General features: G+C 69.1%; 18 protein-coding genes. 4 read left to right on the top strand and 14 right to left on the bottom strand.

Annotation, left to right across the window (positions count from 1 at the left end; translation table 11 throughout):
- Positions 1 to 40: 40 nt before the first annotated feature.
- The 3 genes from ABDW61_RS23065 to ABDW61_RS23055 form a co-directional block, all read right to left on the bottom strand.
- The gene (locus tag ABDW61_RS23065) at positions 41 to 877 is read right to left on the bottom strand and encodes a polysaccharide deacetylase family protein (RefSeq protein ID WP_343642156.1); all 837 of its coding nucleotides are present in this window, start codon (positions 875 to 877) and stop codon (positions 41 to 43) included.
- 85 nt (positions 878 to 962) lie between these two features.
- Positions 963 to 1,997, bottom strand: a complete 1,035-nt coding sequence (locus tag ABDW61_RS23060) for a YncE family protein (RefSeq protein ID WP_343642106.1) — start codon at positions 1,995 to 1,997, stop codon at positions 963 to 965.
- A gap of 214 nt (positions 1,998 to 2,211) precedes the next feature.
- Positions 2,212 to 3,024: a TIGR00266 family protein gene (locus ABDW61_RS23055; protein ID WP_343642154.1), complete on the bottom strand. Its 813-nt coding sequence runs from the start codon at positions 3,022 to 3,024 to the stop codon at positions 2,212 to 2,214.
- Positions 3,025 to 3,107: 83 nt separating this feature from the next.
- On the opposite strand from ABDW61_RS23055, the gene ABDW61_RS23050 reads away from it, so the two are divergent.
- Complete coding sequence (locus ABDW61_RS23050) at positions 3,108 to 3,914, top strand: IclR family transcriptional regulator C-terminal domain-containing protein (protein ID WP_343642105.1); 807 nt, start codon at positions 3,108 to 3,110, stop codon at positions 3,912 to 3,914.
- A gap of 92 nt (positions 3,915 to 4,006) precedes the next feature.
- Here the strand turns inward: ABDW61_RS23050 and phbB are convergent, their stop codons facing one another.
- The 3 genes from phbB to phaC all read right to left on the bottom strand — a co-directional run bounded on the left by phbB (position 4,007) and on the right by phaC (position 7,683).
- Positions 4,007 to 4,744 carry an acetoacetyl-CoA reductase gene (gene phbB, locus ABDW61_RS23045; RefSeq protein ID WP_343642104.1) on the bottom strand — a complete coding sequence of 246 codons (738 nt, stop codon included), beginning with the start codon at positions 4,742 to 4,744 and terminating at the stop codon, positions 4,007 to 4,009.
- Positions 4,745 to 4,843: 99 nt separating this feature from the next.
- Positions 4,844 to 6,031, bottom strand: a complete 1,188-nt coding sequence (locus ABDW61_RS23040) for an acetyl-CoA C-acetyltransferase (RefSeq protein WP_343642103.1) — start codon at positions 6,029 to 6,031, stop codon at positions 4,844 to 4,846.
- A gap of 47 nt (positions 6,032 to 6,078) precedes the next feature.
- Positions 6,079 to 7,683, bottom strand: coding sequence for a class I poly(R)-hydroxyalkanoic acid synthase (gene phaC / locus ABDW61_RS23035; protein WP_343642152.1), 1,605 nt, complete (start codon positions 7,681 to 7,683; stop codon positions 6,079 to 6,081).
- Positions 7,684 to 7,967: 284 nt separating this feature from the next.
- Here phaC and ABDW61_RS23030 point away from each other — a divergent pair, with 284 nt between their 5' ends.
- Positions 7,968 to 8,324: a hypothetical protein gene (locus ABDW61_RS23030; protein WP_343642102.1), complete on the top strand. Its 357-nt coding sequence runs from the start codon at positions 7,968 to 7,970 to the stop codon at positions 8,322 to 8,324.
- On the opposite strand, the gene pgeF is transcribed toward ABDW61_RS23030, so the two are convergent.
- Positions 8,244 to 9,068 carry a peptidoglycan editing factor PgeF gene (pgeF, locus tag ABDW61_RS23025; RefSeq protein ID WP_343642100.1) on the bottom strand — a complete coding sequence of 275 codons (825 nt, stop codon included), beginning with the start codon at positions 9,066 to 9,068 and terminating at the stop codon, positions 8,244 to 8,246. The two genes, ABDW61_RS23030 and pgeF, sit on opposite strands and share 81 nt — an antisense overlap.
- On the bottom strand, positions 9,058 to 9,696 hold the full coding sequence (maiA, locus tag ABDW61_RS23020; protein WP_343642098.1) for a maleylacetoacetate isomerase: 639 nt from the start codon (positions 9,694 to 9,696) through the stop codon (positions 9,058 to 9,060). Before maiA ends, pgeF begins: the two co-directional genes overlap by 11 nt.
- Positions 9,697 to 9,737: 41 nt before the next feature.
- On the opposite strand from maiA, the gene ABDW61_RS23015 reads away from it, so the two are divergent.
- Positions 9,738 to 10,286: an NUDIX hydrolase gene (locus tag ABDW61_RS23015; RefSeq protein WP_343642097.1), complete on the top strand. Its 549-nt coding sequence runs from the start codon at positions 9,738 to 9,740 to the stop codon at positions 10,284 to 10,286.
- A 13-nt stretch (positions 10,287 to 10,299) separates the two neighbouring features.
- On the opposite strand, the gene ABDW61_RS23010 is transcribed toward ABDW61_RS23015, so the two are convergent.
- The 4 genes from ABDW61_RS23010 to ABDW61_RS22995 all read right to left on the bottom strand — a co-directional run bounded on the left by ABDW61_RS23010 (position 10,300) and on the right by ABDW61_RS22995 (position 13,686).
- Entirely contained in the window at positions 10,300 to 10,584 is a 285-nt protein-coding gene (locus ABDW61_RS23010) for a type II toxin-antitoxin system RelE/ParE family toxin (protein ID WP_343642095.1), read from the bottom strand.
- On the bottom strand, positions 10,581 to 10,913 hold the full coding sequence (locus ABDW61_RS23005; protein WP_343642094.1) for a hypothetical protein: 333 nt from the start codon (positions 10,911 to 10,913) through the stop codon (positions 10,581 to 10,583). Before ABDW61_RS23005 ends, ABDW61_RS23010 begins: the two co-directional genes overlap by 4 nt.
- A 108-nt stretch (positions 10,914 to 11,021) precedes the next feature.
- Positions 11,022 to 12,950 (bottom strand): LapD/MoxY N-terminal periplasmic domain-containing protein, encoded by a 1,929-nt coding sequence (locus tag ABDW61_RS23000; protein ID WP_343642092.1) that lies wholly within the window; start codon positions 12,948 to 12,950, stop codon positions 11,022 to 11,024.
- A gap of 49 nt (positions 12,951 to 12,999) precedes the next feature.
- Entirely contained in the window at positions 13,000 to 13,686 is a 687-nt protein-coding gene (locus tag ABDW61_RS22995; RefSeq protein ID WP_343642090.1) for a transglutaminase-like cysteine peptidase, read from the bottom strand.
- A 127-nt stretch (positions 13,687 to 13,813) separates the two neighbouring features.
- Here ABDW61_RS22995 and ABDW61_RS22990 point away from each other — a divergent pair, with 127 nt between their 5' ends.
- Entirely contained in the window at positions 13,814 to 14,680 is an 867-nt protein-coding gene (locus ABDW61_RS22990; RefSeq protein ID WP_343642088.1) for an HDOD domain-containing protein, read from the top strand.
- 27 nt (positions 14,681 to 14,707) lie between these two features.
- Here the strand turns inward: ABDW61_RS22990 and ABDW61_RS22985 are convergent, their stop codons facing one another.
- Entirely contained in the window at positions 14,708 to 15,589 is an 882-nt protein-coding gene (locus tag ABDW61_RS22985; RefSeq protein ID WP_343642087.1) for a delta(1)-pyrroline-2-carboxylate reductase family protein, read from the bottom strand.
- 26 nt (positions 15,590 to 15,615) lie between these two features.
- The coding region (locus ABDW61_RS22980; RefSeq protein WP_343642086.1) for an NAD(P)/FAD-dependent oxidoreductase at positions 15,616 to 16,830 on the bottom strand (1,215 nt) is incomplete at its 5' end.

The raw sequence follows: 16,830 nt of genomic DNA, 5'->3' as shown, positions 1-16,830 counted from the left end.
TCCTGGGATTCGGGGACTCACGGCTTCAACACGTCAGGCTTCAACGCTTGAGCGCGTCCTTGGGGCCAGCCGCCCCGCTCGCGCCAGGCGCCGAGGCCGGCTTGAGCGCAACGGCCTCCTGCGGCTTGCGCATCCAGGCGGCGTAATCCGGATGATCGCGCAACGGCGCGAAACACATGCCCTTGGATTTCAAACCCTGCAGCAGCGGCTCCAGCACCGCCGGCGCCCAGGGCTCCTGGCGCGACCAGATGCCCAGGTGCGCCATCAGGATGTCGCCCGGCTTCACGCGCCGCAGCGCCTGCTCCAGCAGGGCGAGATTCGGGTACTTGTCGCTCGGCAGTTCGTCGCCAAGGAAGCCGGCCGCGCTCCAGCCCACGTGCCGGAAGCCGCAGGCCTGCGCCGCCGCCAGCAGCGCCGGCGAGGTGCGCCCGGCCGGCGCGCGGAAGATCATGGACATCGGCCGGCCCGTCATCTCGGCGAAGCGGCGTGCGGGACGCTTGAGTTCCTCGCAGTACTCGGCCGGGCTCAGCATCACCGTCTGCGGCACCTGCTCGCCGGCCGCCCGCCGGAAGCGCAAGCGCCCGTCCGGCAGGTCCGCGGTCCAGGTGTCGTGGAACCAGGTGTGGGAGCCGAAGTCATGCCCCTCGCCCGCCAGCTGCTTCCACCACGGCGCCCACTTGTCGTCGAGCGTCTGGCCGCCATCGATCGTCGGCTCCTGCGCGAGGAAGAACGTCGCCTTCGCGTCGAAGCGCTTGAGCGTGTCCACGATCAGCGGGGCCACGCCCATGTGGCCGGTGTCGAAGGTGAGATAGACGGGCTTGTCGCACGGCACGGCCGGCGACGAGGCGGCCGCGGGCCCCTGCGGCTGCGCCTGCACGGCGAGCGTCAGGCCCAGCAGCAGCGCGGCGCCATGCCGCAGGGCAAGCGAGGTCTTCACGGGCAGCGCTTTCGGCGGCGTGCGCTCACTGGCGCGGCATCTGGTCCAGCGTCCAGACGCCGTGCGGCGACTTGCCGACCTTGACCTGCTGCAGGATCTGCTTGGTCTGCAGGTCCATCACGGTGAGCTTGCGCGCCCAGCGCGAGGTGAACATCAGCGTCCGGCCGTCGGTCAGGATCTCCATGTCGTCGGGGCCGCCCGGCGCCTTGAAGGTGTCCACCACGGTGAAGTCCGCCAGCGCGATCTTGCTGATCGTGTTGGCCGCGCGGTTGCTGACCAGCACATGCTTCCTGTCGCCGAGCGCGCGGAACGAGTGCGCGCCGTCGCCGGTCTCGAGCCGCTTCACCAGCCGCGGCTGCGCGCCGCTGACGTCGTAGACCTCGACGCTGCGCTCGCCGGTCAGGGCCACCAGCAGGAACTTGTCGTCCGGCGTCAGGTAGAGATCGGCCGGCAGCTTGCCCACGGGAATCTTCCAGCGCGGAGCCATCGTGTTCAGGTCGATGGCCAGCAGCTCGCTGCTGTCCTGCAGGCTGGCGTAGACGACGCTGCTCTTGCTGTCGATGGACAGATGGCTGGGCGTCTTCGGCGCCGAGAAGCGCTTGAACAGCGCCAGCGGCTGCGCCGCGTTCTGCGGCTGCCACTTGTAGATGTCGACGTGGTCCAGCCGGTTGCCGGCCAGCACCAGCCACTTCATGTCGGGCGAGAAGCGCAGGTGGTAGGGGTCGGGGATGCCGCGCACGGTGCGCTGCACTTCGGCGGTGACCGGGTCGAGGAAGGTCAGCGAATCCCCCAGCGCATTGGCCACGACCATCGTCTTGCGGTCGGGCGTGAGATAGAGGTGGTGCGGCTCCTTGCCGGTCGGGATGCGCTTGAGCTCGCGAAAGCCCTTGGGGTCGATCACGCTGATGTCGGCATCCAGCGAGTTCAGGACGAAGATGGGGCTGGCGCCGTTGGTGCCGTTGGCGTTGCCCGTGGTGGCCTGCGTGGCCGGCGCGAACGCCGCGCCCAGCACGGTGAGGGCCAGGGCGGCCAGCAGCGGCCGCGCGAGGGAAGACAGCATGGAGATCCTCAACAGGAGATGCCCGTCGCGCCGAGCGGCGCGAAGCCTTCAAGTGTAGGCGGGTTCTCCCTATGTCCCGCGCGGAACAGCACCGCGAACGCCGTGTTGACGCGGGCTTGAGCGGCTGTTCACGGTTGCATCCGGTTGCGCCAGACTTGCCGCCAGCGTTGCGGCAAGTCTGCGCATCTCGAACTCGGCGCAAGCGCCTCGAGGCTTACTCGTCGTCGCCGCCGAGCAGCCCGCCCAGCAGACCGCCGGTGGCGAAGCCGCCCAGCATCGAGCCCTCCTCGCGCGAGCCGCCGCGCTGCGGCGCGGCCGCGAACACGCGCGAGGCCAGGCGCGAGAACGGCAGGCTCTGCAGCCACACCTCGCCGGGGCCGGTCATCTTGGCCAGGAACAGGCCCTCGCCGCCGAACAGGGCGGTCTTGATCTTGCCCACGTACTGGATCTCAAAACTCACCGACGGGGTGTAGGCCACCACGCAACCGGTATCGACCAGCACCGTCTGCCCGGGCTGGAGCGTTCGACGAACCACGGTACCCCCCGCGTGCACGAAGGCCAGCCCATCACCATCGAGCTTCTGCATGATGAAACCTTCGCCACCGAAGAAGCCAGTCGACAGGCGCTGCTGGAGAGCAATCCCCAGCGACACGCCGCGGGCCGCACACAGGAATGCGTCCTTCTGGCAGATGAGCGTGCCCCCGAGCTTGCCCAGATCCATGGGCAGGATCTTGCCGGGATACGGCGCCGCGAACGCGACCCGCTGTTTGCCATGAGACTGGTTCGTGTAGATCGTGGTGAACAGCGATTCCCCGGTCACCAACCGCTTGCCCGCCCCCAGCAGCTTGCCGAAGAAACCGCCCTGGTTGGCGGAACCGTCACCGAACACCGTGTCCATGCCGATGCCGGCGTCCATGAACATCATGCTGCCGGCTTCGCCGATGGCGGCTTCGCCGGGGTCGAGTTCGACCTCGACGAACTGCATTTCAGCGCCCTTGATTTCGTAGTCGACAACATCCATGGCCATGGTTTTCACCCTCTGTCACATCACAAGGAAAGGGGCGCGATATTAACGTTTCGCGGCCTTCCTATACTGCGGTCATGACGCCCATGTCTCCTGACGAAAGCGCACCCAACACCCCCCTGAAGCCCGGCGACAGCTACGTGCAGTCCTTCGCGCGGGGCCTGTCGGTCATCCGGACCTTCGACACCCACCATGCCCGTCAGACCCTGACCGACGTGGCCAAGCGTTGCGGCCTCACGCGCGCCGGCGCCCGCCGCATCCTGCTGACGCTGCAGACGCTGGGCTACGTGCGGTCCGAGGGGCGCATGTTCGAGCTGACGCCCAAGATCCTGGATCTGGGCTTCGCCTACCTGTCGTCGCAGCCGCTGTGGCGCTTCGCCGAGCCGGTGGCGATGCAACTGGCCAACGACGTGCGCGAGTCCGTCTCGATCGCGGTGCTCGATGCGGAGGACGTGGTCTTCGTGCTGCGCGCGCCGCTGCGCAAGATCATGTCGGATCCGATGGGCGTGGGCAGCCGGCTGCCGGCCTGGGCCACCGCCACCGGCCGCGTGCTGCTGGCGGCGCTGCCGGCCGAGGAGCGCGAGGCCAGACTGGCGCACGTGCAGCTGGCGCGGCGCGCGAGCAACACGGTGCGCTCGCACGAGGAGCTGCGTGCCGCCGTCGAGCAGGCGCGGCGCCAGCACTGGTGCCTCGTGGACCAGGAACTCGAGGACGGCGTGCTGACGATCGCGGTGCCGATCGCCGGCCGGGATGGCCGCGTGATCGCGGCGATCAACATCAGCACGCATGCGTCGCGCACGCCGCCGCAGGTCCTGCTCGAGCAGGGGCTGCCCAAGCTCCAGGCGGCGGCGCAGAACCTGTCGCAACTGCTGGTCCTGATGAAGAAGGACTGATCCGGCGGACCGAGGTCCGGCCAGACGACGAAGGGCTGCCGCGGCAGCCCTTTTTCATGGTGGCGGAACGCGGTCCGCCTTCATTCCGAGCGTCAGCCCATGTGCAGACCGCCGTTGCAGCTGAAGTCCGCGCCGGTGGTGAAGCCGGAGCTCTCGCCCGCCAGCCAGCCCACGATCGACGCGATCTCGTCCGGCTCGCCCAGGCGCTTGACCGGGATGCCGGCGACGATCTTCTCCAGCACGTCGGGCCGCACCGCCTTGACCATGTCGGTGCCGATGTAGCCCGGGCTGACGGTGTTCACCGTCACGCCCTTGGACGCCAGTTCCTGCGCCAGCGCCATCGTGAAGCCGTGCATCCCGGCCTTGGCGGCCGAGTAGTTGGTCTGGCCGGCCTGGCCCTTCTCGCCGTTCACCGACGAGATGTTGATGATCCGCCCCCATCCCTTGTCCACCATGCCCGGCACCACCTGCTTGGTGACGTTGAACATGCTGTTGAGGTTGGTGTCGATGACGGTGTCCCACTCGTCGCGGGTCATCTTCAGGAACATGCGGTCCTTGGTCACGCCGGCGTTGTTGACCAGCACGTCGATCTTGCCGTGCTCGGCGATCGCCTTGTCGAAGGCGGCGACCGTCGAATCCCAGTCCGCGACGTTGCCCACCGACACGTGAAAAGTGAAGCCCAGCGCCGATTGCTCGGCCAGCCATTTGGCGTGGTCGCGGCTGGGGCCGCAACCGGCGATGACCTTGAAGCCATCCTTGTGGAGGCGCTGGCAAATGGCGGTACCGATGCCGCCCATGCCGCCGGTCACGTATGCAACTTTCTGACTCATCTTGCTTGCCTCCTGAGGGGGTCTGCCGCGCCGCCGCGTCTACGGCCGGCAGGCCTGGAATATCGGATCGTCCAGACGCGGAAGAACTTCAGGCGCCGGTCAGCGCTCGACGCACAGGGCCACCCCCATGCCGCCGCCGATGCACAGGCTGGCGATGCCCTTCTTCGCATCGCGCTTGATCATCTCGTGCAGCAGCGTGACCAGGATGCGGGCGCCCGAGGCTCCGATCGGATGGCCCAGCGCGATCGCGCCGCCGTTGACGTTGACCTTGCTCAGGTCCCAGCCCATCTCCTGGTGCACCGCGCAAGCCTGCGCGGCGAAGGCCTCGTTGATCTCGAGCAGGTCCAGGTCCTTGGCCTGCCAGCCGGCGCGCGCCAGCGCCTTGCGCGAGGCCGGCACCGGGCCCATGCCCATGGTCTTCGGATCGACGCCGGCGCTGGCGTAGGAGGCGATGCGCGCCAGCGGCGTCAGGCCCAGCGCCTTGGCCTTCGCGTCGGTCATCAGCAGCAGGCCGGCGGCGCCGTCGTTCAGACCGGAGGCGTTGCCCGCGGTCACCGAACCGGCCTTGTCGAAGGCGGGCTTGAGGCCGGCCAGCGCCTCGGCATTGGTCTTGCGGTTGATGAACTCGTCGGCCGAGAACACGACCGGATCGCCCTTGCGCTGCGGGATCGTGACCGGGACGATCTCGGCGGTGAAGCGGCCGGCGTCCTGCGCCGCGGCGGCCTTCTGCTGGCTGGCCAGCGCCAGCTCGTCCTGCTGGGCGCGGCTGACGTGGTACTCCTTGGCCACGTTCTCGGCGGTGATGCCCATGTGGTACTGGTTGTACACGTCCCACAGGCCGTCCACGATCATCGTGTCGACGAGCTTCCAGTCCCCCATGCGCTGGCCGTCGCGCGAGCCCGGCAGCACGTGCGGCGACAGGCTCATGCTCTCCTGGCCGCCGGCGATGATGATGTCCGAATCGCCGTCGCGGATCGCCTGCGCCGCGAGCATCACGGCCTTCAGCCCCGAGCCGCAGACCTTGTTGATGGTCATCGCCGGCACGCTCACCGGCAGGCCGGCCTTGATGACGGCCTGGCGGGCGGGGTTCTGGCCGACGCCCGCGGTCAGGACCTGGCCGAGGATCACTTCATTGATCTGATCCGGCTGCAGCCCGCTGCGGCGCAGCAACTCCTGGATGACGATGGCGCCCAGCTCGCTGGCCGGGGTCTTCGACAGCGTCCCTCCGAACTTGCCGATCGGCGTGCGGGCCGCGGCGACGATGACGATGTCCTGCGGTGAACTCATGACTCGCTCCTCTTTCGAAACTGCTGACGTCAGCGGGTTGAAATCGTTCAGGCGCGTTGCTTCACGTAACGGCCTGGCGCCGGCTCGATGGCCTTGTGGACGCGGTTGCCCGGCGCGCGCGGCGCCGCCTTCAGCGGCCCCGCATGGCCGGCCAGCCATTGCGACCAGTCGGTCCACCAGCTGCCGGGATGCTCGGTGGCGTGCTGCAGCCACTGCTGCGGATCGGGGGGCAGCGCCGTGCCCTTGCCGATCCAGTGGCTGCGCTTCTTCTTCTCCGGCGGATTGATCACGCCGGCGATGTGCCCGGACGCGCCGAGCACGAAACGCTTCTTGCCCTTGAACACCTGCGTGCTGCGGTACGCGGCGTCCCAGGGGACGATGTGGTCCTCGCGCGAGCCGTAGATGTAGACCGGCGCCTCGATGCGGCCCAGGTCGACGCGCTCGCCGCAGACGGTGAGCCGGCCGGGCAGTCTCAACTCGTTCTGCAGATAGGTGTGGCGCAGGTACCAGCAGTACATCGGCCCCGGCAGATTGGTGGCGTCGCCGTTCCAGTACAGCAGGTCGAAGGCGGGCGGCGCCTCGCCCTTCAGGTAGTTGCCGACCACGTAGTTCCAGACCAGGTCGTTGGGGCGCAGGAAGCTGAAGGTGGTCGCGAGCTCCTGGCCATGCAGCAGGCCCGGGCCGTTGACCGCCTGATCGCCCAGCGTCATCTCGCGCAGCTTGACGGCCTGCTCGTCGATGAACAGGTCCAGCACGCCATTGCTGCTGAAGTCGATCAGCGTGGTCAGCAGCGTGACGCTGGCGGCCGGCTGCTCGCCGCGCGCGGCCATCACCGCCAGCGCGGTGGCCAGGATGGTGCCGCCGACGCAGAAGCCCAGCGTGTTGATCGTGTCGGTGCCGGCGATTTCGCGCACCACCTCGATCGCGCGGATCGCGGCCTGGCCGATGTAGTCATCCCAGGTCCAGTGCACGCAGCCCGCATCCGGGTTGCGCCAGCTCACCACGAAGGTGCGGTGGCCCTGCGCGACGGCGTAGCGGATCAGCGAGTTCTCCGGCTGCAGGTCCAGGATGTAGTACTTGTTGATGCAGGGCGGCACCATCAGCAGCGGGCGCGAGTGCACCTTGGTTGTGAGCGGCTTGTACTCGAGCAGCTGGAAGAACTCGTTCTCGAAGACGACGCTGCCCTCGGTGGTGGCGACGTTGCGGCCGACCTCGAACGCCGACTCGTCGGTCTGCGACACGTGGCCGCGCTGCACGTCGGCCATCAGCAGCTGCAGGCCGCGGGCCAGGCTCTCGCCCTGCGTGTTCATCGCGCGCTGCTGCGCTTCCGGGTTCAGCGCGAGGAAGTTGCTCGGCGACGCCGCGTCGACGAACTGCTGCACCGCGAAGCGGACGCGGGCGCGGGTCTTGTCGTCGCCCTGCACCTGCTCGGCCATGCGCTGCAGCGTGCGCGCGTTGAGCAGATACAGCTGCGCGGTGAAGTGGGCAAGGCGGTTCTCGGTCCAGGACGCATCGGAAAAACGGCGGTCCTTCAGCGGCACGGCCGCAGTACCGGAGTCCTTCGATTCACCGATCGCGGCGTTCCACAGCTCGCCGGCCTGGCGCAGGTACTCGGACTGCAACTCGCTCCACGCATCGGGCGCGACCTGCATCGCCTGCAACTGCTTGACGGCATCGCCCAGGCCCAGCGACAGGCCGCTCGCGGCCTGCTGTGCCTGACGGGCCCACTGTTCGAAACCCTGGAACGATGCGCCGGTGAAACCGGCCTCGGCGTTGTTCGCGCTCATGTGTCTCCTCATGCGGACCCGTGCAAGAAGCTTGCCACAGTCGATCACGGCGATCACTGCGGCGGCATCGCATATGCTCAGGCGCTTTGTAGCCCGTTCAGCTTACCCCCGCGTGACGACGCCGTGGCGATGCCCCGAGGAAATCGTTGATGTATCTGGTTGCCATCGCGTGGATGTACGTGGTGCTGATGATGGCCGTCGCCGAGGCCTTCAGCCCGCAGGGCTCGGTGCTTGGCGCGATGGTGACATTCGTGCTCTACGGACTGGTCCCGCTGTCGATCGTGATGTATCTGATGGGCACGCCGCAGCGGCGAGCGCGGCGAAGAAGGGCAGAAGCAGCCGAAGCGGCAGAGGCGGCAGAGGCGGCAGAAGTGGCAGGAACGGCGGCGCGGGACGCGCCGCAGCCCCCCGCGATCGACGCCGGTTCAGCGCAATCGGATGACCGCGGCCATGCGCCCGCTGCGCAGGCCGTCGACGCGCTCGTGCCGGAACGAAAAGAATCGTGAGGGCTCGCTGAGCGTGCACCAGCCGCCGCCCGAGATGGCGTGAAGGCCGATGGCTTCGAGCCTGCGACGCGCCAGGCCGTACAGATCGGCGCGCCAGCGCGGCTCGCCCTGCGCATTGGGCTGGAAGCGCAGCAGGGGCTGATCGCGATGGAGCGGTTCGGCGCCGAAGGCCTCGAGCACATCGGCGCCGACCTCGAACTGTGCCGGCCCGATGCAGGCGCCCAGCCAGGCGCGGATCGATGCGCCGTCGCAGCCGGCGGCCTCGCGCATCGCGGCGACGGTCTGCTCGAGCACGCCAGCGGCGAGTCCCCGCCAGCCCGCATGCGCCGCGCCGACCACGCCCGGGCCGGCGAACAACACCGGCAGGCAATCGGCCACCATCACCGCGCAGGCGAGCGCGGGATCGGTGCTGATGGCGGCATCGGCAGGCTCCGGATCGGCGCCGGGCAGCGCGTGCTCGGCGCGCAAACGCAACACGGTGGTCCCGTGAACCTGCTTCAGGAACACCGGCTCGCCACCGATCGCGGCGGCGACGCGGCGCCGGTTCTCGACGACATGCGCCGGATCGTCGCCCACCGAGCGGCCGAGGTTCAGGCTCGCCAGCCCGCGCTGCTCAGCCGGTGCGTCGAAGCCGCCGCTGACGCCGCCGGCGCGCGTCGTCATGAAGGCCTGGACCTGCGGCGCATCCCAGTCCGGCACCAGCCAGTCGGGATGCGGCGCGGCGGCGGGCGCGTCATTCCGCATCGGGGCAGGCGCTCGGCTGGGTCTTGCTGAAAGCGTCGAGGGCCATGCAGTTCGCATGGATCTTCATGACGGTGGGCACGTGATCGAGCCGGCAGTCGAAGCGCTGCGCGTTGAACACCTGCGGCACGAGCAGGCAATCGGCCATCGTCGGCGTGTCGCCGAAGCAGAAACGGCCCGAGCGCCCCTCCGCCTTCAGCCGGTGCTCGACGACCGACAGGCCGCTTTCCACCCAATGCTGGTACCAGCGGGTCTTGTTCTCGTCGCTGAGGCCGAGGTCCTTGACCAGGTAGCGCAGCACGCGCAGGTTGTTCAGCGGATGGATCTCGCAGGCGATGTCCTGGGACAGCGCGCGGATGTAGGCGCGGCAGAGCGCGTCACCGGGCAGGAGACTGGGCTCGGGATACTTTTCGTCCAGATATTCGATGATCGCCATCGACTGCGTGACGATGGCGTCGCCGTCCTTGAGCAGCGGCACGAGGCGCGAGGCGGAGACGCCGGCGTACGACTCGTTGAACTGCTCGTTCTTCGCGAGGTGGACGGACTTGTAGTCGAAGTCCAGGCCCTTGATCGCCATCGCGATGCGCACGCGGTAGGAGGCGGATGAACGGAAGTAGTTGTAGAGCTCCATGGCGGGGAATCATGCCACGCGAGGCCGCTACACTGCGCCCCATGTTCCAAGCGCGGCGCCATCAGCATTGCTCCACCTGCGGCGGTCAGATCGAGTACCGCGTGCCGGCCGACGACAACCGGGAGCGGGCCACCTGCACGGTGTGCGGCGCGATCCATTACGAGAATCCGCTGAACGTCGTCGGCACGCTGCCGGTGTGGGGCGATCAGGTGCTGCTGTGCAAGCGCGCGATCGAGCCCCGGCTGGGCAAGTGGACGCTGCCGGCGGGCTTCATGGAACTGGGCGAGACGCTGGCCGAGGGCGCGGCGCGCGAGACGGTCGAGGAGGCCGGCGCGCGCATCGAACTGCAGAACCTGTACTGCGTGATGAACGTGGTGCGTGTCGGCCAGGTGCATCTGTTCTACCGCGCGAAGCTGCTGAGCCCCGAGTTCGATCCGGGTCCGGAGACGCTGGAAGCCAGGCTCTTCCACGAGCACGAGATCCCCTGGGACGAGATCGCCTTCCACACGATCCGCGAAGCGCTGCAGCGCTTCTTCGACGACCGCCGCGGCGGCAACGGGTATCCGTTGCATACGGCGGATATCGACTGACAGCGCGTCCCGCTCAGGCCGCCAACGGACGGTCTTGCGCGGTGTGCCAGAACTCCACGATCTCGACGACGACGACCTTCGCGACGTAGCGAAGCACGTAACGCTTGTCCTTTCCAACCCCCCACTCCCGCACGCGAGGGTCGATGCGCCGGCCAAACTCCGGATGTCGCACGATCAGGTCCGCAGCGGCGCGCGCATCAACGTAGAGCCGATCGGCTGCCTGCTGATTGCGCTCCGCGAGATATCGGACTTGACGCTGGAGTTGGGCTCGGGCTTCGCGGGTCCAGCGGGCCCTCACCCACCGCGCTCCTGGCGACGGCGAATGTCAGCCATCATCTGCGCGTCTTCGGCCTCAATTTCCTCTTCGGGCACCAAGTCCCCGCGCAACGCTGCTTTCACGCCGTTGTCGAGACGGCGCTCCATGAGCACTTCATGGAGCGTCACATCGGGCTCATCGGGATCCGTGCGCTCGACCCAGCGCTTGACAAGGAACTCGACAAGTTCATCCATGTCGATCGTCAGACGGCTTGCGAGCGCCTCGACGCGCGCCTTGATCTGCTCGTCAATCTGAACGTGGAAATCGACGCGCGGCATGAACGGTTCAATCGGTTGGAGAACGGCGGACATTCTGCACCTGCTCTTTCAGCGACAAGAGGAAGGCGCGGATTCTGAGAGCTTCAAAACGCTTGGCAAGAGTGCTTGACGGCCATCAAGCGATTCACCGACTTCGATGAGTCAGGGCTTGATCTCCTGCGCCGAAGCCCACGGCCCGGTGATGCCGTCGAGCTCGCAATCCCACAGCGCCTGCGCATCGAGCGCGTCCGTCACGCCCTCCGCGTAGACCTTCAGCGACAGGCTGCGCAGCATGACCACCAGGCTGCGCACGAAGGCCGCCCGCGCCACGTCCGCCGACACCCCCGACACCACCGCGCTGTCCAGCTTCACGTAGTCCAGGCCGGCCTGGAAAAGACGATCGATTTGAGCCAGTCCCGCACCGGCGTGCTCCAGGCCCAGTTGAACCCCCAGCGGCCTCAACTGGCGGCCCAGTTCCTGCAGCGCCTCGAAGTGCTGCACGGCTGCGGGCTCGGCGAGCTCCAGCCCGATCTGCCGCCGCGCCGCCGACGGCGCGGCCTGCACCAGCTCGCGCGCCCGCGCGATGAAGCTGCCGTCGTTGAGCGACGCCGGCGCCACGTTGACGCAGCGCGGCCGGCGGTCCTGCTGCGAGGCCTGCAGCGCCAGCGCCAGCGCCTGCAGGTCGGCCTCGGCGCTCAAGCGGTGCCGCAAGGCCAGCGGCAGCCAGCGCGCCGCGGGCTCGAATTCGCCGACGGGATTGAGCTTGAGTTGCAGCGGGCATTCGAGATGCAGCACCTGCCGGTCGCGGCCGATCAGCGGGAACTCCAGCAAGCGGCTGCGCTGCTGCGCCAGCGCGTCCGAGATCAACGCGCGCCACGCCCGCTCGCCCTGCGCGACTTCGTCCGACGGCGGCGCCTCGCGCAGCTCCAGCACGACGCCCTCGCCCTGCTCCGCCTTCGCCAGCGCCGCGTCCGCCGCGGCGAACCAGGCGCTCATCGGCTGGTCGCGCATGAGCTCGACCGCACCCAGCGCGACGCCCACGCCCGATCCCAGGTTCTGCAAGCCGGCGCGCAGCGCATCGGCCAGCGCCTGCGCCGTGTCGCCGACGACATTGGGGGCCGGCAGCCACAGCGCGAAGTCCGAGCCGTTCAGCCGGCCCGCCAGGCAGCCGCGCACCTGCTCCGGATAGACGCGCAGCGCCTGCGCGATCGCCACCAGCGCCTGGTCCGTCGCGCCGTGTCCGAGCCGCTGGTTCAGCCCCTGCAGGTCCTTCAGCCGCAGCAGCACCAGGCCGGCGCGCAGCGGGCCGTCATCGCGCTCGAGCGCGGAATTCAGCTCGGCCACGAACTGCCGCCGGTGCGACAGCCCCGTCAACTCGTCGCACAGCAGCTGGTGATGCAGTGTGCGCAGTTGCTCGGCCTGCGCCTCGAACATCTGACGCGTGCGCACGACCATCGTGTTCATGGCGCTGGTGAGCTTGCGCATCTCCGGCACGCGAGGCTCCAGCACCGTCTCGAAGCGGCCCTGCGTGACGCCCTCGGCCTGCCGCACCGCGGTGTCCAGCGGCCGCCGCAGCCGTGACAGCACGATCGCCGCCGCCACGCCCGTGACCACGCCCACCAGCAGCAGCCAGCTCGCCGTGCTCAGCGTCGCGCGCCACAGCGCCTCGTGCACGTAGCCGGTCTGGCCGCGCAACTCGATCTCGCCGGCCGACTTCCAGCCATCGGACACCTTGGCCACGCCCGCCGCCACCTCCAGCGGCAGCAGCGCCACGAACCAGCCCGGCGCATGCGAGATCTGCGGCGTCTCCAGATGCCGCTCGAACACCTGCGCCCCGCCGGCGTCGCGCCAGCGCACGCTCTCATAGGCGCCCGCGTCGAACTGCGCCGAGATCAGCAGCGACATCAGCTCCGCGTCGCCCTTCTGCTGCGACAGCGCCAGCGCCAGCGCATTCGCGTTGTCGGCGTTCTTCAACTGCGCCTGCGTCTGCAGCAGCTCGCGCAGCGACCAGGTGCTCACCGCCACCCCGCCCAGCACCGAGGCCAGCACCGCGCCCAGGACCAGGCACCAGATTTGTCTTATCAGGGACATGTCTTGAATTCTCCGTCGCCCGTTGTCTCGCCGTGTCCAGCCGCGCTCATCAGAAGCCCTCCGCCTTGGCCTTGGCCAGCAGGTCGCGCCACAGCGACAGCCGCACCAGCGGATTGCCCGCCGTCGTGGCGCCGACGCCGCTCCACAGGCCCTCCCCGTTGAAGCTGAACACCGGTGTCAGGTCCGGCCGCAAGGACGCGGCCCGGATCTCGGGATTGATATTGTCCAGAATCAGAGGCTCCGCCTCCGGCTGCGGATAGTAGGCCAGGACCATGTGCGCCTGGGGCCGGCCCTGGAACTGCGCCCGCACATAGACCATCCGCAGCCGGGACTGCGGCACGCCTGCCGCCAGCAGGCTCATGTACTTGCCGATCGCGTAGTCCTCGCAATCGCCGGCGCCCTTGTCCAGCATCTCCAGCGGCGTGGCCCAGTAATCGATCTGGCCCCAGACCTCGATGTCGTCCCGGAACGCGACACGCTGGTTGAAGAAGTCGTTGACCGTCGTGAGCCGGTCCCGCTCGTCGGGCTGCGCCGCCGCGCGCTCGGCCATCTGGATCATGGCCCTCACCGCGGCCTGTGTCCTGGGGGACAGCTTCGCCGCCGATTCCGTCAGCCGCTCCCGGTCCCAGCCCCAGGCCAGCGCCGACCACAAGCCGACCACGCAGGCCAGCGCCGCCAGCGCCGGCCGAAGGCGCCGGCGCACGCGCGCCGCGCTGCGAGTGACGAATCGTGACATGCGCAGCAATGTATCCGCCTCCGCATCCAGGCCCGGACGAACCGCGATGCCGTCGCGGACAACCGGCAATTTGCCGCAACCCCTTCACGCGGCGGGCCGGGGAGCGCCGGGATAATCCGGCCCTCACATGAAGACCCAAGCCGTCCGCCAGGAGCTGGACCAGGCCCGCGCCAACGGGCCGCTGCGCCAGATCCAGATCCCCCCGTGCCCGGAGCTGCTGCAGCGGCTGCGGGCGGCGATGTCCCTGCCCCAGCCCGACCTCAACGAGGTGGCCCGCATCGCTGCCGCGGACGTGGCCATGTCCGCGACGCTGCTGCGCGTGGCCAACAGCCCGCTGCACCTGGTGGCAGGCCACGTGCCCTGCACCACCGTCGGGCAGGCGATGTACCGGCTGGGCCTGGACGAGAGCGCCGCGCTGATGCAGGCCTTCCTGGTCCGGCATGCCATCCCGGTCAACAGCCCGCACCTGCTGCGCTTCTGGCAGCGCTCGGCCAAGCGCGCGACCGCGATGGGCTTCATCGCCCGCCAGTTGCCCGGCATGCGCGTGGATCTGGCGCAGAGCTATGGCCTGTTCTGCCATGTCGGCATGCCGGTGCTGCTGCAGAGCGTGCGCGGCTACGGCGCCACCATGGTCGAGGCCGCCGCCCGCATCGACCGCCCCTACATCAAGACCGAGAACGTCAATCACCGCACCGACCATGCCGTGGTGGGCGCGCTGGTGATCAAGGTCTGGCACCTGGCGCCGGAGCTGATGACCGCCATCCGGCTGCATCACGACTTCGAGGCACTGACCGACGGCTCGATCGAGCCCGAAGTCCGCACGCTGATCGCCGCGGGCCTGATCGCCGAGCAGTTGATGCGCCAGCACGAGGGGCTGGACGCGGATGTCGACTGGGCCGTCCATCGCGAGGCTGCGATGGCCTGGCTGCATCTGTCGGCGGACGAGCTCGAGCAGTGGGACGAGGCGCTGCGTCCGCTGCTGGACGAGGCCTGAGTTCAACGGGCGGCCCGCCGCGCGGGCTCAGCCGCGGACCGCGACGCGCGCGGCGGCGAGGTCCCAGCGGGCGCAGCCGACGCTCTTGAACAGCCGCGTGCGGCCATCGTCGACCGGCGCATGACCCATCACCAGGTCCTCGATCGAGGCCTGCGGCTCGAAACGGCCGGCCGCCATCAGATCGCCGGCCTCGGCCTGCGCGCCGACCGGATCGTCGACCCACACCTGCGCGCCGCGCACCAGCTCGGGCGGCAGCTCGACCATGTCATCGCGGAACGCGCCCACGCCAATCACCACCGCCCCTTCGCCGACGCCGGGCCGCAGCACCGGCACGCGGCTCGTCGTCGCGCAGACGATCACGTCCCAGGCATGGCGCGTCTGCGATTCGGCCGGCAGCGGCTCGACGCCGAGCTCCTCGACGAAGGCCGGCGCCGACTGATGCGCCTGCACATGGATGGTGGCCTGCGGATGCAGCGCCTGCAGCGCCTCGACATGCGCGCGCGCCTGTACGCCGCCGCCGACGACCAGCGCGCGGCGCGGCGCCTGGCGGGCCAGGTATTGCAGCGCCAGCATGCTGACGGCGGCCGTGCGGCGCGCGGTCAGCGCGGGGCCGTCCAGCACCGCCAGGCGCTGGCCGGTGCGGCTGTCCAGCACGACGACCTCGCCCGAGATCGTCGGCAGGCCCAGCGAGGCATTGAGCGGATGCACGCTGACGAGCTTGGTGATCGACAGCGTGTCGCTCAGGCAAGGCATCACCAGCAGCACGCCGTCCTGGCGCAGCGGCAGGACCTGCCGCGGCGGACAGGTCAGGCGGCCGTCGCGATGCTCGCGGCACACCAGCGCGATCTCCTCCATCAGGAGGGACCACGGCAGCGCCCGCGCGGTGGCGGCGGCGTCCAGGACCAGCATCCGCTCGCGTGCTCCGGGCGCCGCGCTTACTTGCGGGCCGGCGGCACGTCGGTGCACGAGCCGTGCGCGACTTCCGCGGCCAGACCGATCGACTCACCCAGCGTCGGGTGCGGGTGGATGGTCTTGCCGATGTCGACCGCGTCCGCGCCCATCTCGATCGCCAGCGCGATCTCGCCGATCATGTCGCCCGCATGCGTGCCGACGATGCCGCCGCCGATGATGCGGTGGGTCTCCTCGTCGAACAGCAGCTTGGTGAAGCCCTCGTCGCGCCCGTTGGCGATCGCGCGGCCCGAGGCGGTCCAGGGCAGCAGGCCCTTCTTGACCTTGATGCCGCGCGCCTTGGCCTCGTCCTCGGTGACGCCGACCCAGGCCACTTCCGGATCGGTGTAGGCGACGCTGGGGATCACGCGCGCGTCGAAGCGCGACTTGGCCAGCGCGTCGTCGCCGAGCAGCTCGCCGGCGATGACTTCCGCCGCCACATGGCCCTCGTGCACTGCCTTGTGCGCCAGCATCGGCTGGCCGACGATGTCGCCGATCGCGAAGACGTTGGGCACGTTGGTGCGCATCTGCACGTCGACCGGGATGAAGCCGCGGTCGGTGACCACGACGCCGGCCTTGTCCGCGCCGATCTTCTTGCCGTTGGGCGTGCGGCCCACCGCCTGCAGCACCAGGTCGTAGACCTGCGGCTCCTTCGGGGCGCCCTCGCCTTCGAACGTCACCTTGATGCCATCGGGCGTGGCTTCGGCCGCGACCGTCTTCGTGTTCAACATGATGTTGTCGAAGCGCGGCGCGTTCATCTTCTGCCAGACCTTGACCAGGTCGCGGTCCGCGCCGGTCATCAATGTGGGCAGCATCTCCACGACGTCCAGGCGCGCGCCCAGCGTCGAGTACACGGTGCCCATCTCCAGGCCGATGATGCCGCCACCGACGATCAGCATGCGCTTGGGCTTGCTGGTCAGCTCCAGCGCGCCGGTCGAGTCGATCACGCGCGGGTCGTTCGGCATGAAGGGCAGGCGCACCGCCTGCGAGCCTGCCGCCAGGATGATCTTCTTGAACTTCAGCGTCTGGGTCTTGCCGGTGCGCTCCTGGCCCTCGCCGCCGGTCTCCTCGACCGACAGGTGGTTGGCGTCCAGCAGCGAGCCGTAGCCGCGCACGACCGTGACCTTGCGCATCTTGGCCATCATGGCCAGGCCGCCGGTCAGCTTGCCGATGACCTTCTTCTTGTGCGTGAGCAGCTTGGG

The sequence above is a fragment of the Roseateles sp. genome (genome assembly GCF_039595595.1).
Classification (GTDB): domain Bacteria; phylum Pseudomonadota; class Gammaproteobacteria; order Burkholderiales; family Burkholderiaceae_C; genus Roseateles.
Note: the sequence above shows the minus strand (reverse complement) of the source record. Positions and strands in the feature narration are given on the sequence as shown.

Excerpts from the sequence above, each read along its gene's own strand:
- ABDW61_RS22995 (WP_343642090.1), bottom strand. The coding sequence starts at position 13,686 with ATGTCACGATTCGTCACTCGCAGCGCGGCGCGCGTGCGCCGGCGCCTT.
- ABDW61_RS23005 (WP_343642094.1), bottom strand. The coding sequence starts at position 10,913 with ATGTCCGCCGTTCTCCAACCGATTGAACCGTTCATGCCGCGCGTCGAT.
- phaC (WP_343642152.1), bottom strand. The coding sequence starts at position 7,683 with ATGCAGGTCGCGCCCGATGCGTGGAGCGAGTTGCAGTCCGAGTACCTG.
- pgeF (WP_343642100.1), bottom strand. The coding sequence starts at position 9,068 with ATGCGGAATGACGCGCCCGCCGCCGCGCCGCATCCCGACTGGCTGGTG.
- ABDW61_RS23050 (WP_343642105.1), top strand. The coding sequence starts at position 3,108 with ATGTCTCCTGACGAAAGCGCACCCAACACCCCCCTGAAGCCCGGCGAC.
- ABDW61_RS23040 (WP_343642103.1), bottom strand. The coding sequence starts at position 6,031 with ATGAGTTCACCGCAGGACATCGTCATCGTCGCCGCGGCCCGCACGCCG.
- ABDW61_RS23015 (WP_343642097.1), top strand. The coding sequence starts at position 9,738 with ATGTTCCAAGCGCGGCGCCATCAGCATTGCTCCACCTGCGGCGGTCAG.
- ABDW61_RS22990 (WP_343642088.1), top strand. The coding sequence starts at position 13,814 with ATGAAGACCCAAGCCGTCCGCCAGGAGCTGGACCAGGCCCGCGCCAAC.
- ABDW61_RS23055 (WP_343642154.1), bottom strand. The coding sequence starts at position 3,024 with ATGGCCATGGATGTTGTCGACTACGAAATCAAGGGCGCTGAAATGCAG.
- phbB (WP_343642104.1), bottom strand. The coding sequence starts at position 4,744 with ATGAGTCAGAAAGTTGCATACGTGACCGGCGGCATGGGCGGCATCGGT.
- ABDW61_RS23060 (WP_343642106.1), bottom strand. The coding sequence starts at position 1,997 with ATGCTGTCTTCCCTCGCGCGGCCGCTGCTGGCCGCCCTGGCCCTCACC.
- ABDW61_RS22985 (WP_343642087.1), bottom strand. The coding sequence starts at position 15,589 with ATGCTGGTCCTGGACGCCGCCGCCACCGCGCGGGCGCTGCCGTGGTCC.
- maiA (WP_343642098.1), bottom strand. The coding sequence starts at position 9,696 with ATGGAGCTCTACAACTACTTCCGTTCATCCGCCTCCTACCGCGTGCGC.
- ABDW61_RS23000 (WP_343642092.1), bottom strand. The coding sequence starts at position 12,950 with ATGTCCCTGATAAGACAAATCTGGTGCCTGGTCCTGGGCGCGGTGCTG.
- ABDW61_RS23030 (WP_343642102.1), top strand. The coding sequence starts at position 7,968 with ATGTATCTGGTTGCCATCGCGTGGATGTACGTGGTGCTGATGATGGCC.